Source organism: Pseudoalteromonas sp. APC 3893 (assembly GCF_030408095.1).
Classification (GTDB): Bacteria; Pseudomonadota; Gammaproteobacteria; order Enterobacterales; family Alteromonadaceae; genus Pseudoalteromonas.
Genome location: NZ_JASDCD010000004.1, coordinates 120,704 through 137,524 on the forward strand (window position 1 = coordinate 120,704; position 16,821 = coordinate 137,524).

A 16,821-nucleotide genomic window follows, 5' to 3' on the forward strand; every position below is an offset into this window, starting at 1 on the left:
AGGGAGATGTTATGTGGTCTGATAAAGAATCAAAAATTGATTTCTTAAATTTTAATGAAACGGCTGAGTCAATAAAAGATCTTATAACAGAAAAGGAATTAATGCCTATTAGCGTCGGTGTCTTTGGTGATTGGGGCGCAGGAAAATCTACTATTCTTGAACTTACCAAAGCATCTTTGGAAACTGATGAACAAGAATATATCCAAGTACATTTTGATGCATGGACTTTCCAAGGGTACGATGATGCTAAAGCTGCGCTATTAGAAACAATCGCATCTACTTTAGTTAAAAAAGCAGCAGACGATAAAAACCTAAGTGCAAAAGCAAAAGAGTTTGCTGGACGAATAGATAAGATCAGACTGATGGGACTACTTATGGATGGTGGTGCAGCATTAGCTGGTATACCAACTATAGGTGGTATACAGAAGATCATGGGACTATTCAGTGGTGGTGACGATGGTGAACTGGATGTTGATGATGTAAAAGGTGCTGTCGATGGCGCTAAGGATGTCGCGAAGAAAAACAAAGGTTTGATCAAAGATAAGAAATCATTCTCACCTCCTAAAGAAATTAAAGAATTCCGAAAAGCATATTCAGATCTGCTAAAGGAGTTTGATAAACCACTTATTGTCTATGTCGATAATTTAGATCGCTGCTCTCCATTTAATGCCATTTCAACACTTGAGGCGATCAGATTATTTCTATTTCTACCAAATACCGCATTTGTTATTGCCGCCGATGAAGACATGATCCGCTTGGCTGTGCCGGAATATCACAAAGGTGCATCTCAACGACATCAAACTGATTATTTAGACAAGCTTATTCAAATTCCTGTGCATGTACCAAGACCCGGCGTTCTGGAGATAAGGGCATATTTAATGATGCTTACTGCTCAAGACCACGGCGTTACCGATGCTCAATTAGAAACGATAAGATGTGCCCTTGAAGAATCATTAAGGCTGTCGTGGAAACAACCACAAATAACCATTGATGAGCTACTTCAAGATCACGCTATCGAAAAGCATTCAGAACTCAGAAGTAAATTTGTAGTTGCTGAGCAGTTAGCTCCACTATTAGCTGAATCTACAAACATTAACGGCAACCCTCGCATAGTTAAGCGATTACTGAACCAAGTGAAGATGAGAAAGAAAACGGCTCACCGTCGAGGTATGCAGCTTGATGAAAAAACCATCACTAAGCTGGTAATTTTTGAGAGGTGCTTAGGCACTCAGGCTACCAATAAGCTTTATGAATTAATTGACAAGGAAAAGGGGTTCCCAAAAGTATTGGCGGAACTCGAAAATTCAGAAGTTGAATTTGACGAAATTAAGTTACCTGAAGAGTGGAAGCTAGACCTAGCTTTTATTGACAAATGGTCAAAATTACCTCCAATGTTTACTGAGGTGGATTTGACTCCAGCGGCGTATCTGAGTCGAGAAAGCATTCCAATGGGCGCTGTTAATGCGGTAATGTCAGGAGCCGCTCAAAAACTTGTAGAAGACTTAATGAAGCAAAAGGTAAGGGTCAGTGGCGTTAACTCTACTGCGATTACCACAACTCCTAAGGAAGAATACATGTCAGTCATGGATGGTTTGATTGAAAACTTTAAGTTGATTGGTGATTGGACTGAAAGACCTACAGGCATTTATGGAGCGGTGCTACTTGCCAAGCAGGATGATAAATGTTGTTTAAGTATTCTTACATTCTTAAAAAGCTTGCCCCGACAAAGGTGGCTTAATCCAATTTTAAAAGAACTAGAGGGAACTAAGTAATATGGGTACGTCCGCATCGTCAACAGGACCGAATAACAAGAGTCCGCTAATTCCATCGTGGGCAGAGCAAGGAGACCCCGTCACGATAGAACCTGCATCAGGTACTGATGGGGATGATCAAACAGGCTTTGACAGTGGTCAAGCAGATGATCAGAATGACAATAGTAACGATATTGACAATGACAAGGTTCAATAAGAAATCGGCGGTTCACCAACAGCAACACCGCCTCCAAATAGGTTTGCTAGTGCAAGAAGAGCATTTGGTAAGTACGCTCAAACAGGTGGATCAACTTCGGATCTAAGGCGTTCATTAAAAAGTTACTCTAGAAAAGGCTCTGGTGGAGGTAAGAGTACTAGCCGGAGACTAGCAAGCGGCATAACTGCTGGTTCTGGATTGCTTGGTGTCATGCGTGGCGACACAGTAACGGTTAATAATCAAAGCTTATCATTAGGTGATCTAACTGGGCTATCGACTGACCAAGCAATTGACAAAATTGCTAGCCATTTAGCGCCTCATAATGCCGATTCGGATGCTGTAAGAGTTGCGTTGGATTACGCACTAGAAGAAGCATTACCCGATACTGAAGAGTTTGATCCTAACAGTTTTACCGACGAAGTTATCCAAGAAGCCATAGGCTGTTATTTAACAGATCTTATATTTCAAGATGTTGTAGAAGGAATGGGCAGAGCTTGGTTTCACGTTGAGCCTGCAAGCAAGCATCATCAAATGGAAGTTGAATTAAGGGAATTAATAAAAGTGATCACACAAGAACAGTTAGACAAAGTAACTAATGGCAACCCCAGTACTATCAGTAAGGAAAATATTACTAAAATTCAAGCCGATGCTATTGCCATGACAGTTGATGAGTGGGAGAGCTTTGATGACTAATTTTTATTTTAATCATGACCCAGCTAACTTGCCTGATTTTTCTGATGATTGTCATCCTGTCCAGATGTTCCATACGCATCAAAATGACATCACTAAGCACAGCTTAGTGTCAAAACAACTACTACAAACAGTTCGTGATTTGGGATTGAATGTAGATGCTGATGCAATAGATCTGATAACAATTGCAACCGCTGTTACCGCCGCTGATACATTTGAATTGAGGGATAATGCAGAAAATGCATGGGCTAGAAAAATGCATTTACATGTTCCTGTTACCGATGAGGATATGTGGAATACTGTTGAGCCTGAACTAAGTTCTTTGCTCAACTTTCTAACGGGCGATCAATGGCAGTTTACTTTTGAAAAAACAACTATGCCGATGCCGACTCCTAAAACAAGTGAGCAAGCGAAAGCAAAAGCAAAATCATTAATTGGACTCAACTCAGTCTGCCTTTTTTCAGGAGGTCTTGACAGCGCAGTTGGTGCAATTGACATTTTAAACGGAGAGTCAGCCTTAAAACCGCTTTTGGTTAGTCACGCTTATCGTGGTGATGGCGCAAAACAGGAAGATATTAAGCATTTATTATCCCCGCCATTCGGCGAATTGTCCTATTCAATGTCTCCTCATATTATCAAGCATTTAGAAGGTAAAACTGACATTAGCATGAGGGGAAGAAGCTTCAACTTCCTAGCTATGGCGGTACTTGGTATATCAGCCTTAAGAAATGCTAATTGCGATAGCAGTATTGAAACTATTGTCGTCCCTGAGAATGGCTATATTTCTATAAATCCACCGCTTACCAGAAGACGGATTGGTAGCCATAGTACTAGAACTACTCATCCTAATTTTCTAAGCAGGCTTGAATCTTTGCTTAGAGACACTGGGTTTCATGTCAAATTTGTAAACCCCTATCAATTCAAAACTAAAGGTGAAATGTTAGCGGAATGTGTTGATCAAGACGCAATTAGAAAAGCAGTTCCTCTGAGTGTTTCTTGTAGTCATTGGCACAGAGAGCATAAACAGTGTGGGCATTGTGTACCTTGCCTTATTCGAAGAGCGTCAGTTTTTCATGCTGGTTTTACACAAGATGCGCCATACAAGACAAAGCGGTTGAGAGGTCTTATTAAAGAAAAAGATACTCGCGATGATCTCCAAGCGGTTCAAACTGCCATTATCCGGTTGAAACAGACTGACAATTATCGTTCTTGGCTTCGAAAGTCAGGACCAATACCACAAGATAAAGATATACGAGAAAAACTAGAATCAACTATTAAGCGAGGATTAGCAGAGGTTGAATTATTTCTCCAAGCGGATAAATCATCATGATGGATCTTCATTGCCATGTTGATTTATATCCAGATCATAAAGAGGTATTGAACGACATAAAAAGCAGTAATTATTACGTGCTATCAGTAACTACGGTGCCTTCAGCTTTTGAAGGTACTGTTCAGTTAAAAAGTGGCATAAAACACTGTAAAACGGCTTTGGGGCTTCACCCTCAACTTGCTCATTTAAGGAAAAATGAACTACCTCTATTCGATAAGCTAGTTGATAGAACTAGATATATTGGAGAAATTGGGCTGGATGGCTCAAAAGGTTATGCTGATTACTTTGATGATCAATTAGAGGTTTTCACGCATATTTTGAAAAAATGTGAAGACTTTGATAACAAAATACTAACTATCCATAGTCTTAATGCGACAGGTGAAGTACTTGAACAACTTAAGTTATACCCCAATGCTGGTACTTCTATTCTTCATTGGTTTTTAGGTACTAAGAAGCAAGTTCTAGAAGCCGTCGAGCTAGGCTGTTTCTTTTCTATTGGGCCAGCCATGCTTACTTCAGCCAGAGCTAAAAAAGTAATATCGTGGATACCTCAAGATAGGATTTTACTCGAAACTGATGGCCCTTTCGCCAAAGTGGCGGGGAATATTCTGTTTCCTTCAAGTGTTGGCACTGTTACTGAATATCTGGCTGAAATTTGGTGTAAAAATAAGGCTTCGATAATTGAGCAACTGTCAGCAAACCTTAGGTGTTTAACATCAGTCAAGTAACTAATTATACGTCACGTAATCTTATAACAATTTTATTCAGGTTTAATCGATTTGTTTGAAGTATTTGTATTAGCTATAGCACTCAGTATGGACGTGTTTGCAGTATCCATAGGCTTAGGTTCTAAAAAAGTAGCAAATGCTGAAAAACTCTTTATTAAAGCCGTTGCTTATTTTGGATTTTTCCAAGGCTTTATACCTCTTTTAGGCTATTACAGCGGTAAAGGATGATCATCTTGGATTGAAGATTATGCACCTTGGATAGCTTTTATTTTGCTATTATTTATCGGTGGCAAAAATGATTTATGAGTCCCAATCTGAAGGAATTGAAGAAGATATTGCTAATGTTACTCATCGTGTGCTATTTGTTCTTGCTATTGCCGCCAGTATTGATGCAATGGCGGCAGGTTATGCAATCACATTGCTTGAGGTAGATATAGCCGTAGCTTGCTTGATAATAGGCGTCACGACGTTTGCCTTTAGCTAGATTGGTGTGAATATCGGCGAAAGAAGTGGCGTATGGCTGGAGTCTAAAGCTGAACTATTTGGTGGTTTAGTGTTAATCGCAATCGCATTTAAGATATTACTTGGTTGGCACAGAACCACCGAATACTAGGCTACTTACCTGAGCAACATGCATTGCCTTCTTGAATAGGAGGACACTTAACTGTTCCATAAGAGCAGTAAACGCAACAATCACCTTTGAACGGTTTAAGTAGTGCTTTACAGCTTTCGCATTCGTAATACCATTGGCAAGCGTTTGTAGGCATGGTTTCAACTTTGCTAAATCCACATTCAGGGCAAGTTATCTTAGATTTTAATTCTATACCTTGCATACTGGTTCCTTAATGGGCTTAACAATATCTAAAATAGACATTACGACCATCCAAATGGTCCCAAAGTAAAATAAGTAAGTGCTCCAGTCGTATTGCCATAAAGGATAAAGGGTCAGCAATACTGCAATTGGGCCAATGACACTTAAAATGCCTCTTAATGACTCTCGATGTTGATACCAATTATAGAAATTAACTAACAACGCTAGTGAAGCAAATAATGGCAATAAGGTGTTCACCGCTATCCCTTCAAAATGTGAAAGAAAACCTAACCCAAGAGCAGATGCCAATGAGCCGAGCGCAGGAAAACATGCTGTGCAACTAAGGGCGGCTAGCCAAACGCCACCAGAACCTACTTTATCTAGAATTTTATTGATCATAACTATCTACCTCAATTTTTAAGGTAGTATAAACTCCGTACATAAGTACGGGGTCAATAGCTATTTAAGTGAATTTATTACCGGGCAGGATTGAGGGTCTTGATTGGCCTTGCAAGAATCTGTCATATCTTGAATTACTTTCTCTAACCGCTGTAAATCAGCAATTTTATTACGGATGAGATTAAGTTTTTGCAATCCCATCGATTCTATATCAGCGCAACTGCTACTTAGTGACATCAGTGATTCAATTTCTTTCAGCGTAAACCCTAATGCTTTAGCTTTCAGAATAAATTTGAGTTGATTGGCTAGAGCATCGCCATACATTCGGTAACCAGATTCTGGTTTTAAAGGCTGCTCTATCAGACCTTGGCGCTCATAGAAACGGATTGTTTCAACGCTAATGTTAAGTTCTTTAGCAAGTTTACCTATGGTTTTCATTTACAGAACCCTTAAATAATGTGCTGGATGTGTCTAACAAATGCTATTAATTTCATTGTGTTTGTAACTTCGTTTTTAACTTTTCAATTTCTAATAACAGTGCCTGATTCTCTGCATCTTTTTGCTCTGCGCTTTCTATCGCTTTTTGCCTTTCTAGCTCAAGGCGAGTTTTGTCTGATTCTAGTTCGTTAATCTTTAACGACTTTTTAAATGAATCAGTTTCTTGCATCGTTCTTTTTCGGCTCGAAATATAGTCATCTAGAGAGCCAGAGCTTCGGTGGGTCATTTCTCTTTCCATTTGAAGTACAGTAGCCGTTTCATTAACGCTGAACCCTAACTCTTTTGCGGCGTCCAGATGATTATCAAGGCTATCTCCAGCAAATTTATGACGTAAAGAATAAATCGATTTCCCTTTAGGCCAGCCAAGTTCTGTGGTGATTTCACTGAAGATCTTGCTGATATTCTCAGCGGTTAATGGTTGAAAGCTGTTGGGGTCTAAGAACAAATGACCATCGTAGTTACCAGTATCAATGTTGGTGAGAAACTCTTCCAAATCATTCTCAATGAAATTCCTGACAGCGAGCACTGTAGAGAATCTAAAGCTCACTGGCATAGTATTTCCTTGCTTAGCCAGCTTTGGAACAATTGATAAACTATCTTGCTTGTTGAGGAAGAACTCTCTTTCGATGATTTCTTTAGAAAATTGAAGCCTACGATAGCTACTAACCGAAATCGGGCGGCTACCCGTTTCATTCATGATCTGCGCAATTAGCAATAATGACGCTCGCTCATAGCCCTGATATTCATTAACTATGTAATTATTTAGCTCTTCTAATTCATACTCACTTGCGTCTTTTCTGTTTCGGCTTCTGGTATCACAATCTCTGAATAATTCTGGATAAAGTGAATTATTGTTTGGCTTTTCATTTCTAGATACGGCGATTTCTTTCAACAGTAATGATGAGGTTATCTGATATGAAAACTTATTGGCCGGATCAAAACCAAGAATATTTGGGTGATATGTACCTTGCTTTTGTACCCAATGATAAAAGTTATAGATTGGCATCAGAAAATCACTGTTGACCGTTTGCTTGGCAACGTTTTCATTACCTCTGTAGCGTGAATCTGCTGTTGTTTCATTTAAACAGAATGCTCTAAATTCCCTCATACGTGAGTCATTCATTTCGAGCCAGCTTAGTTTATGTTTGCCGGAGTTTAAGAATTTAAATAATCGTCTGATAGCCTTTCGGTAAGTGCGTATAGTTTTGGGATCTCTATCTAGTTCAATGATAAAATCTGTCGGTCCCCAAAGAACCTCTCCGCTTATATCTTGGTAAACATAATGATCTCGACGATCATAGCGTACCTTTGTTTCAGTAATACCGTTACTCATCTGAAACCTCCAGTTCAAGCGGAACACCACAATATCTTTTAGCGCTAAACTCTGTGGCATCAACCGTGTTGACTAATTGACTCTTATTTCCGATAAATAACATCGACTCTTTAGATGCGTTTATACATGTGTAAAGCCATGATTTATCAATCAAATAGAAATTATCCAAAATGACCAAGGAATGACTAAATTGACTCCCCTGAACCTTGTGCGCCGTAATTGCATAACAAAGCGCAATACTTTCAATATCATCTAAAGACAAATCGATACAATCACCGCCAATGTTTATCTTCATCCAGCACTCACGTCCATATGCAACGACAGGCTTTTCGTAAACTTCTACAATGTCTGCTAATGTGCCAACTGGTACATCGACAAATTTATTAGGCTTAGCAAAAATAATAGGCTCACTTGTATAGAATACAGATTCACCACTTTCTAGCTTTGCTACTTTTTTCCGGTCAAAACGAATCCGCTGAACCTGAGAATTTATGTCATCGCACAATTGTGGACTAGAACAAATGATCTTAGGTACATCACTTAACATTGAAGCCAATTCGAACCAAATATTGGTCGTAATGGTACTAAGCATCTCGTGAGATTTATCTTCAGTATGGTAAATACTTAGGCTTTGCTCTTCTGACACGTCAAATGCAGGAATAGCATCAAATACTGATGATGCAGCGCTACCAATTAAAGAGCTATACAGCCGTTGGATATCAGACTGGGACTCGGCAACGTTCACTTCAATTAACTCTGTTAGGGCTTCACCTTTTAATTCAACAGCCTGTTTGAAAAACGATCCCGGACCTATAGGCGGTAATTTAAACTTGTCACCAATGAAACAAATGTGAGCGTTAAGAGGTATAAGCTTTAATAGTTTATACAAGGTTAATATATCAACTGAATTTGAATTTTCTATCAGTATTAGTGCCCCAGACAATGCGCCTTTTAGGTTTCGCTTTTTTGCCTGTGAAATGAAGCGATTAATAGATTCTCCCTTTAAATTAGGCAGTATATTGTCTTCATTACGAACAACTGAATTAACTTTCCAAACGTTAATAGCATTATTAAGGCATACATCAATGATGATCTGGGAAAGCAAAGACTTTCCTGTTCCAGCTTCCCCGACAATAAAAGAAACAGGCTGATTAAAGGCATTACCTAATGCCTGTAACTGGAGAGGATTTAGCTCAATATTATTGTTTTCTAGTACTGATAACGTTTCGTCAAACGCCAATGAATTTGTATCAAATAGCAGCTTTGTCATAGATAAACGCTTGTGAAGCAATGTGTTAATTGCCTTCTCAATCGCCTGATGACCTAAGATTTGTATAGTGTCATTTTGTTCGTTGAAGCAAAGCGTTTGAAAAGCGCTTTCTTCAATTTCATTTATATCAAATACAATACCAGCCTTATTCAGCTCAGCTTTGACTTCATTAGCAGGCAATGCCATATCACCGTTATTACTGAATGACGAATACAGTATTGATTCAATAAACGAAATAGCTCTGCGCTTATCGTTTAATTTGATATCAAAATTAGCTCTTAATTTTTTGTCTAGTGATTTCCATGTCCGCTTTGCAGCATTTACAGAGGCTATAGGATAGAGCAGATATGGATTCTTTTTTATCAGGCTACTTGCGTCATGTCCTAATAGCTGACGAGTCGTTTCAACATACTCAATTGGTAATTTGTGTCGTCCAAAAAATAGATTTAATTCACTTTCACCAACAGCCTTAGCCCAACCATCACAAAGATTTTGAGCCATAACTGGTGAGATTTTTAGCTTTTTACAGTTAGATAACTTTTTAGCTGAGTAACTTTGTAAAACTGCAAATAAACTTTCACCAAAAGCGACCTTAAGTTTCTTGGTCCAATAGCTATTTATACCGACAAAATGAGCGTTGTAGATAAGAAAATCACAAAGAACATCTGTTGAAATTTCTGCGTTGGGGTGCAGCTTTAAAGCCTCATCAACAATGAACTGTGAGCCATATTCTTTATCAAAGAAATAATCACCAGTAGCTTTCCAGATTTCTCCCGTTTGTGGGATTGAGGTGATCGCGCCGAATTCAGCCTTAACGACTATTTTCTCACGGGCAACCTTTAATAGAAAAATAGATGAGATACCACGTTTATCTTGTGTATGGTGCCGAACTAAAGTGACTACGCCTGTTAATTGCTTAACATCTTCGTGAAACGATATATTGCTTATTTGCATCACACGTCACCATCATCCAAGTAAAGCTTTGGAATATATCGCCCTGTTGCCAACAAAAACTCTTCTGAAGCCAGATCTAATTGAATAGAGTTAAGCTGTGTTTCTAAAGCCTTAACTTTCAATTCAAGCTCACTATTGGAAGCTGTGTTTTCTAAATCTTCTTTTGCTGAACTTTCTTCTTCAACATCTTCAGGCAACTCAATCTCAAGTCCTTTTTGTTCTCGTACTAGCTTTTCTATTGGGCCATCAGGATCAAATAACTTTTGTAGATCTTCATTCGTATCAAGCGTTGATTTAGGCACATTATGCATTTTGAAAATTTGAGTCTTGTTAACCCGACCTTGATACAAAGGGATAATAGGCGAAGTATTTACCCAATCTGCTATCTTTTTAGCATTCTGTTTACCGATATCCTGAGAAGATTTTCTGCGCTTATTCACCATGATTTACTTCCCCGGAAAATCAATAATAGAGGTGTTCTCGTCAGCATTGTCGTAGTCGATACCATGTTCGTCTAAAAGCTTTTTCAGCTTTGCATTTTCGATGCTGAGCTGCTTGCTCTTTAGCTCAGACTGCTTAAGTTGTTTTTTCTTGAGATCAAGCTGTGATTTTATAGACAAGCGGACACTTTCAATCTGGTTTTCTAACGTGCTGTTTTCTTCTTCCAAGTGTTTGTTTGTCACTCGAAGTTCAATTAATTCATACGCTAATCCCTGATGATTAGCTTCAGATATTTTTAGCTCTTCCTCTAGCTCTTGCAGAGCATTCTTTTCTTTAGTGCTGCTTTGAAGCTTCGCCTTAAACTTCAGTCTTTCCCAAATGTTTAGTTTATTTTTATCGCCATAGATTCTTAGCTTTAAGCTCGTTGGTATTGCATCCAGAGACTTTGCAGATGTTGTATATGGCGGAATATCATATTGCTTAACAACCTCCTTACTGTTTTGTTTACCGTTCCACTTTCTAAGTCCTGTAGGGCTGGTAGGGAAGAATTCAAAGACATATTTTCCTTTGTCATCAACCTGCTTGTTACCATTAACCAATACAAAGGGAATACCTTCGTTTGCCCATTTTTCAAGTATTTCTATTTTTTTTTCAATGCGCTCAAAAGCCTCAATTTGTTGAGGATCTCGGTTTTGATTTGTCTTAGCCATTAGGTTGTCCCCCATTGAAAATACTCTTACTTCTTTCCATTGTGCGTTCATGGCTCTCAATTAAAATCTCTAAATTGACGCTTTGTTCCTTAGCTCGCATACGTTCAATGGGGAGTGTCAAATAATCAGCTTGTACTGCCTTTAGTGCGATTAAGTCTTCTTTCATGATATTAAGCTGGGTTCGTTTTACTTCTTGGTATGCACAACCCTTACATACAGATGGTTCACAAGGTGCTTTATGCTTTTTAGCTTCTCCCTCTTTTTTATGGCAAGTAGCATGGGGTTTAGGCTTGTGTTTATGACCCCTAGCATCAAGCACTTGAGCCATTTCATTACTTTTTTCTTCGTCAGGTAATTCGCTAAAGTCTTTACCATACTTGTCTTTGGTATAGTTGTTAAACCTGACACTCTTTTGTAAAACGCGGTAAACCTTTTTCAAATAAGAAGTATATTTACCTGCCATTTCTTCGGTGCCCATAAGTAAAGCCAGAATGTCTTTTGCCGTTGTTTCAACACCAACTTCAGCAATGATTTTATCTAGAGCCTTATTTTCTTCTTTTATCGCAATGGTTGATTCAGCTCTCTCATTTCGAGTCAGCTTGGTTTTATGATGAAGTTGCTCATGCGTTTCTCTAGCAGCAGGCTCCGTCACATAAACAGTTGTTTCTTCGGGATCTACATGTCCTAGCTGGTGACATAATGCTAGTAAGTCTGCGTTTTTATACTGATAATGGTAAATAACAGCGTAGATACGTCTGAATGGGTGGCTTTTCATATCCACTTCTGCATCCCCTAGCATCATTTTTAAGAAGGCGTTGCCAGTGATCTTTGAATCTTTCCCCTTATTAAAGTGATATTTATAGTGTTTGAAGTTACCTTGTTCATCAATTCGAAAAGTAGGCACATTAAATAAGCCGTCAACACCAACAGCTCCCCATGCTTTTTTCAATTTGATTAAACATTGAATTGCTTTAGTGCTACCGTTATTAGTTGTGTACCAACGGCGCTCACCATTTTTTTCGTTATAAAAGCATGCCTGATACCAATTGAATTTTTTATCTTTGCAGCGGAAGAACTCTTCTGTAATACCAATAAGAGGGTGCTGGATTTCTGCTTGTCTTCTTGCATTATAAGTTTGCAATATGACATAACAAGCGGTCATCAATAACGTTATTACTTCAGTTACAGAGAATGCCTCAGAGTCTTTATCTGAAGCAGTTAAACTCGATTTGTGAATTTCTATGTCTAGCAGCTTTTCTAGTTCTTTAACCTTTTTCGAACTAACTAAAAATTCTGGAAATCTACTTTCAGTCAGTGTTCGAGGACGAAGCCCTTCATCAATATATTGATTTTTTAAGTTGGTAATCTCATTTACCAAAGAGATTATTTTTGATGAGTATTCATATACCCAAAGATGCGATCCGCCCAATAGATCAACTACATGCTCTAAATCCAAATTTTTTGTGCGACCAGCAACTTTACCTAGTTTTTTAGAAAGCTGGTTGGGGTTAGGAAAAGGAATAAACTGCATCCGATCTTCGTTATCTAGTTTTGCAAACCTATTCCAAGTACCAAACCAATTATTTAAAGATTTAACCGCTGGTTGAGATGGCGCAGATGCTCCTTTGGATGCTAAACGAGCACCGACTTTAATTCCCTTTGATTTTAGGTGTTCAGTTACCTTTTGGTAAACACTAGTTGGAACTTGATTTTCAAGACTGACTGCCCCGATACATTGGGCAATCTTAGGTACTCTTATACTAGTTACTTTAGAGTTTTCGGTATTACCGTCTTTGATTAAAAATGGCTCTAATTCGTCATTCTCGATTAACAAATCGACAAATGAATTAACTCGTTCATGCAAGGCCAGTGTTGCTGGGATACCGCCTTCTTTGAGCGTTACTTTCATCTTATCGATTTGCTTTTGATTTACTCCATTTAGTACGAGATGACCATGTAAGCACATATATTCAATGAATTGCGCTGCAACGTTAACTTGCGACATTACCCCTGTTTTTACAAATGTCGGCGTATGTTTAGCTCTGTTTGCATAGATATCGATGATTTCAACAAGTGCCTTGGCATAGTCAGGGTAAACCAAAATAGGCACTGGGTGCTGCCACCCCGCAGCACCGGGAACCCATATATCACGTAGATCTATAGAGCCTTTTTGCAATATCGTTTCATTGGCTTTCGCGCCAGTTATCTTTGCGTGATAATGTAAAACAGTACCTTCAATAGCGAGTTTTTCATCTGTAACTTGCAACAGTTTTGCATTTTCTAAAAGCAGATCATCATGCTCTTCCAGTATCTCTTCGGGCTTTATGTCTTCTAAAAATTGATATTTAAGATTACTGTTCATTTTCTAATCTCCCTTTAGCGTCTTTGAACATTAGAGGATTGGATAACTCTACATACTTCACTAAACCAAACGTAAATCGCATGTCAGGTGCAATATACTCATCAAAATATTCTCTACCATGCTTTGCCAACAGCACTTCACCACGAGCTATGTAATAAGCCTGATGGCGCAGGGTTCGTACAAATTCATCAACACCCAGTTCAACGCGATTGAACTCGCAACCTTCTCCTGAATGGCATTTTCGACCTTTACAAATGCTATCTTGCTTAGATTTATCAACAGCAGCGAAGATGTCTGTGCATGATGAGCCGTCTGCTAAAATGAACCAATCTGGCAATTCTTCTTTATGGTCTGCTGGTGCTACGATTAAATCTTCGTCAATGTTGTTGCGATCTAAGCCGTATTTCTCTATTGATGCTTCTTTATGTCTAAACTGGACGGTTGTCTCAAATTTTCGCTGGAAGTCAGCATTGTTGGCTTCATATTCAATCACGGCGATAGGGTGCGTTAGATAAGCAGAAGTGACTCTACTGCTTGCATGATTCCGTTCTCGTTGTGAATTGACCAAGCTACCGTCGATACCTTTTCTAAGGTTCATTTGATGTTTGGCTAATAACTCCATCCGGAAATATGGAAGGGTATAGTGATCACGTAGCCTGTCTATAATAGCTGCCGATAGGAAATTTAGTTTTGTCGAACCCTGAGTATCCCAAATACTCTCTGGCTTAAAGCCCATATGTACCATGTTGTCATGATGTTGGATAAGAAAGCTGATCACCTCACGAATTTCTTTTTCATGTGGCTCAATGGTAACTGGCGTGGTCTCTTTACCTACTTTTTCTTTGAAGCCAGCAAGTACAAAAGGTCCTTCTGGCATTTGCTCTGGCAAATTTGCACGAATCAATGTAGCTATTACATCTTTATTCCAAGTGGTTCTAATAGCTAATCTGATAAAGCACACAAGAAGAATGTTTTTTGGTAAAAATATGCCTGACCAAAAAAAATCTCTCATACCTGTACTTGAGTTAGGAAACCAGTGTTTCACATAAGTTGGAATTAATTCAGATTTTTGAGAGCAGTAAGTTGAGCCTGATATGCCAATGGATAGTTGATGTCGAAGGTAAGCCCCCATCACAACTTCATTTGTAAATTCTTTTCGGATGGAACTCGCTTGTGACTTTAGAATTCCTCTACCTTCGTCAACTTGATTGTTTTTAACTAAAGCAAGAACTTCTTCTGGGATACCTTTGATGTAAACCCCATTTTCGTCTTTTTTCGTGTAATCGTTAAAAGTAGATACAAGCTGTTTATAGCATTCAACTTCTTTCTTACACGCATTTAGTATCTGGTTAATTGGCTTTTCAAAGTACGCTTGTACATTTTTTCTTAACTCTGATAGCGATTGTTGTTGATTTTGAATAGGGCTGGGTAAAACATCACCATTTTCATCAACAGGCTCAATTAGCTTTTGAGCATTCATTTCGTCAGAAGCACTAAACCGAGAATTAAAACCACAGTTTTTTATATCAATCAAGCCGTTGATTTTACCAGCATGATTACTTAAGAATGTACGTAGACCTTGGCTTCTAGGTGCCTTTAATTGTATATCTTGCTCATCGATGATGTCTTCTAGCTGAGCAAAACCCAACCTGAAATCTCGCTGCTCTAATTCAGACAATGGGTTGGTAAGGATATGCTTGAGTTGTGCCGACTCTAATGATGTATCTACGACATAGCCCAAAATTCGCTCTATATCAGATAACGATGGGGCAGGCATTGGCGTGCTCGCTGTGTGAGTTTGTAGGTTGTTCAATGCTGTAACCAGAACGCTATTTGGCTTTAACAATGGCGCTAATTTAGTAAGGTTAAACTTTACGGTGACATCATACTTTTTACCGTTAGCTTTGGAATAACCTTTAAAAGCCATAGTGTTAATTTTTTCTTTTGGATTAATGGTTGAATCAATCTCAAAATCTTTTAGTAACCTCCCGTTTTGAGTTGGACTATCGCATAGGTTCAGAAAGTCACGAATGAGTTGCAGCTTTTCTTGCTTCTTATTTGGGAAATGTTCGGTGATTAATAACTCTAGATCTATTAAGCCCTTGGAAACATTATAAGTAATCAAGTCTTCGGGCTTTTTAGCAAATAGTAATCTCGCGTCACTATATCCTCCTTGCTGAAGCAGCATCAATATTTCTATTAGGTCAGTTACGCTGTCCTTATCGGCAGCGCTGGTTTCTGATATTTTTTCGAATTGGTTAAAACAATTCTCGCCTACACTTTCCAGCGGCAGGATGGATGGTAGTTGGAATGAATCTACAATATGCTCATTGTTTTCACATTGTATTATGAAGCGTGGTTTAAATTTTAACTGACCTGAGCTGTTGAAGTTGGTTTTGAAGAGATCTTTCGCTTTATTTAGCTCAGGAGCAGTGAGTCCATGATCAAATAGTTTCTGTCTAAACAGTGTACTTAGCTGATTCAACTTTCTGTTTGGCTGCGCCTTATGTAAGTTTTTCTCAAAATCGATTAATGCCTCGTTAATTCCGGTTGGTGTTAATAGGTTTAATGGTTTGTTAAGCAAAATCTTTATTTCAGAATACTCAGGCCATTGGTCAATTTCACGTAATATTTTTTTGAAGCCTGCAATGACAGAATACTCAAAAGGCTTTTTCTTTGAAGCATTTTCTAAGTTGATTAAGAGCTTGTGTAGAACTGAATCCTGAATAAAAAGATTTGGGAATGTATCGGGATCAATAACGGTAAACTTAATCTTATTTTTTACATCAATGGTAAAAAGATCGATGTTAGGATTTTTCTTAAAGTCTACATTTGTTGATAAGAGTGTTTCATATGCCAATTCTGTCGCATTAAATCCATTTTCTATGGGGGCACCGAATGAATTGAAAAAATTTCTGACTGCGGTGCTGTAGCTTTTGGCTCTGCTTAAAGGAAAGCTGTTTACTAATGCTAGCTCAATTGACTTGTAACCTTGGATAAGAGCTGTGATGGTTATAGTCTCTGGTTTACTCACTAATAAATGGATTAATGCTTGGTGCTCTTCTTCGTTAGCATTTATCAGTTGCAGTAACTTTGATATCGCTAATCGTAAATTGTAATGCGCAAGAGATGAGGTTTTTTCGTTTTCATCATCCCATTTAGAATTGATTAAACAATGTTGTAAAAAGCTGCCTTTTGGGGCTAAGCTTTGGAAAATTGTATCGTCGATGTTGAGGATGCTTTTATTTTTATAGTTTTTCATGGGGCTAACTTAGGTATACCTTAAAATTGTATCGACTTTCTAATGGATGGATATATATAATAGCA

General features: G+C 38.4%; 14 protein-coding genes and 1 pseudogene. 6 read left to right on the forward strand and 9 right to left on the reverse strand.

What is annotated here, in order from left to right:
* The first annotated feature begins 11 nt into the window (after positions 1 to 11).
* From QMA12_RS07980 to QMA12_RS08005, 6 genes and pseudogenes are all read left to right on the forward strand, one after another.
* The gene (locus QMA12_RS07980; protein WP_290209161.1) at positions 12 to 1,772 is read left to right on the forward strand and encodes a P-loop NTPase fold protein; all 1,761 of its coding nucleotides are present in this window, start codon (positions 12 to 14) and stop codon (positions 1,770 to 1,772) included.
* Between the two features lies 1 nt (position 1,773).
* Positions 1,774 to 1,968 (forward strand): hypothetical protein, encoded by a 195-nt coding sequence (locus tag QMA12_RS07985; protein WP_290209162.1) that lies wholly within the window; start codon positions 1,774 to 1,776, stop codon positions 1,966 to 1,968.
* A 210-nt stretch (positions 1,969 to 2,178) separates the two neighbouring features.
* Complete coding sequence (locus QMA12_RS07990) at positions 2,179 to 2,661, forward strand: hypothetical protein (RefSeq protein WP_290295262.1); 483 nt, start codon at positions 2,179 to 2,181, stop codon at positions 2,659 to 2,661.
* Positions 2,654 to 3,988, forward strand: coding sequence for a Qat anti-phage system QueC-like protein QatC (gene qatC, locus QMA12_RS07995; protein WP_130244327.1), 1,335 nt, complete (start codon positions 2,654 to 2,656; stop codon positions 3,986 to 3,988). Before QMA12_RS07990 ends, qatC begins: the two co-directional genes overlap by 8 nt.
* Positions 3,985 to 4,716 (forward strand): Qat anti-phage system TatD family nuclease QatD, encoded by a 732-nt coding sequence (gene qatD / locus QMA12_RS08000; protein ID WP_290209164.1) that lies wholly within the window; start codon positions 3,985 to 3,987, stop codon positions 4,714 to 4,716. Before qatC ends, qatD begins: the two co-directional genes overlap by 4 nt.
* Positions 4,717 to 4,767: 51 nt before the next feature.
* Positions 4,768 to 5,329: pseudogene (locus QMA12_RS08005) on the forward strand (manganese efflux pump MntP family protein).
* A gap of 1 nt (position 5,330) precedes the next feature.
* On the opposite strand, the gene QMA12_RS08010 reads toward QMA12_RS08005, so the two are convergent.
* The 9 genes from QMA12_RS08010 to QMA12_RS08050 are packed head-to-tail and all read right to left on the reverse strand — an operon-like array spanning position 5,331 to position 16,756.
* Positions 5,331 to 5,549, reverse strand: coding sequence for a GDCCVxC domain-containing (seleno)protein (locus QMA12_RS08010; RefSeq protein WP_062566147.1), 219 nt, complete (start codon positions 5,547 to 5,549; stop codon positions 5,331 to 5,333).
* The gene (gene merC / locus QMA12_RS08015) at positions 5,537 to 5,926 is read right to left on the reverse strand and encodes an organomercurial transporter MerC (protein ID WP_100912784.1); all 390 of its coding nucleotides are present in this window, start codon (positions 5,924 to 5,926) and stop codon (positions 5,537 to 5,539) included. Before merC ends, QMA12_RS08010 begins: the two co-directional genes overlap by 13 nt.
* A 60-nt stretch (positions 5,927 to 5,986) precedes the next feature.
* Positions 5,987 to 6,364: a MerR family transcriptional regulator gene (locus QMA12_RS08020; RefSeq protein WP_138522057.1), complete on the reverse strand. Its 378-nt coding sequence runs from the start codon at positions 6,362 to 6,364 to the stop codon at positions 5,987 to 5,989.
* Between the two features lie 52 nt (positions 6,365 to 6,416).
* Positions 6,417 to 7,757, reverse strand: coding sequence for a hypothetical protein (locus QMA12_RS08025; RefSeq protein ID WP_196857394.1), 1,341 nt, complete (start codon positions 7,755 to 7,757; stop codon positions 6,417 to 6,419).
* Positions 7,750 to 9,981 carry an AAA family ATPase gene (locus QMA12_RS08030; protein WP_138522059.1) on the reverse strand — a complete coding sequence of 744 codons (2,232 nt, stop codon included), beginning with the start codon at positions 9,979 to 9,981 and terminating at the stop codon, positions 7,750 to 7,752. The genes QMA12_RS08025 and QMA12_RS08030 overlap by 8 nt, the downstream gene beginning before the upstream one ends.
* On the reverse strand, positions 9,981 to 10,424 hold the full coding sequence (locus QMA12_RS08035; RefSeq protein WP_209319008.1) for a hypothetical protein: 444 nt from the start codon (positions 10,422 to 10,424) through the stop codon (positions 9,981 to 9,983). The genes QMA12_RS08030 and QMA12_RS08035 overlap by 1 nt, the downstream gene beginning before the upstream one ends.
* 3 nt (positions 10,425 to 10,427) lie before the next feature.
* Entirely contained in the window at positions 10,428 to 11,132 is a 705-nt protein-coding gene (locus QMA12_RS08040; RefSeq protein ID WP_138522063.1) for a hypothetical protein, read from the reverse strand.
* Positions 11,125 to 13,494, reverse strand: coding sequence for a hypothetical protein (locus QMA12_RS08045; protein WP_290209165.1), 2,370 nt, complete (start codon positions 13,492 to 13,494; stop codon positions 11,125 to 11,127). The genes QMA12_RS08040 and QMA12_RS08045 overlap by 8 nt, the downstream gene beginning before the upstream one ends.
* Positions 13,484 to 16,756 carry a hypothetical protein gene (locus QMA12_RS08050; protein ID WP_290209166.1) on the reverse strand — a complete coding sequence of 1,091 codons (3,273 nt, stop codon included), beginning with the start codon at positions 16,754 to 16,756 and terminating at the stop codon, positions 13,484 to 13,486. Before QMA12_RS08050 ends, QMA12_RS08045 begins: the two co-directional genes overlap by 11 nt.
* Positions 16,757 to 16,821: the final 65 nt, after the last annotated feature.

Bases quoted from the DNA above. Each gene is read 5' to 3' on its own strand.
- QMA12_RS07980 (WP_290209161.1), top strand. From the start codon at position 12: ATGTGGTCTGATAAAGAATCAAAAATTGATTTCTTAAATTTTAATGAA.
- QMA12_RS07985 (WP_290209162.1), top strand. From the start codon at position 1,774: ATGGGTACGTCCGCATCGTCAACAGGACCGAATAACAAGAGTCCGCTA.
- QMA12_RS07990 (WP_290295262.1), top strand. From the start codon at position 2,179: ATGCGTGGCGACACAGTAACGGTTAATAATCAAAGCTTATCATTAGGT.
- qatC (WP_130244327.1), top strand. From the start codon at position 2,654: ATGACTAATTTTTATTTTAATCATGACCCAGCTAACTTGCCTGATTTT.
- qatD (WP_290209164.1), top strand. From the start codon at position 3,985: ATGATGGATCTTCATTGCCATGTTGATTTATATCCAGATCATAAAGAG.
- QMA12_RS08010 (WP_062566147.1), bottom strand. From the start codon at position 5,549: ATGCAAGGTATAGAATTAAAATCTAAGATAACTTGCCCTGAATGTGGA.
- merC (WP_100912784.1), bottom strand. From the start codon at position 5,926: ATGATCAATAAAATTCTAGATAAAGTAGGTTCTGGTGGCGTTTGGCTA.
- QMA12_RS08020 (WP_138522057.1), bottom strand. From the start codon at position 6,364: ATGAAAACCATAGGTAAACTTGCTAAAGAACTTAACATTAGCGTTGAA.
- QMA12_RS08025 (WP_196857394.1), bottom strand. From the start codon at position 7,757: ATGAGTAACGGTATTACTGAAACAAAGGTACGCTATGATCGTCGAGAT.
- QMA12_RS08030 (WP_138522059.1), bottom strand. From the start codon at position 9,981: ATGCAAATAAGCAATATATCGTTTCACGAAGATGTTAAGCAATTAACA.
- QMA12_RS08035 (WP_209319008.1), bottom strand. From the start codon at position 10,424: ATGGTGAATAAGCGCAGAAAATCTTCTCAGGATATCGGTAAACAGAAT.
- QMA12_RS08040 (WP_138522063.1), bottom strand. From the start codon at position 11,132: ATGGCTAAGACAAATCAAAACCGAGATCCTCAACAAATTGAGGCTTTT.
- QMA12_RS08045 (WP_290209165.1), bottom strand. From the start codon at position 13,494: ATGAACAGTAATCTTAAATATCAATTTTTAGAAGACATAAAGCCCGAA.
- QMA12_RS08050 (WP_290209166.1), bottom strand. From the start codon at position 16,756: ATGAAAAACTATAAAAATAAAAGCATCCTCAACATCGACGATACAATT.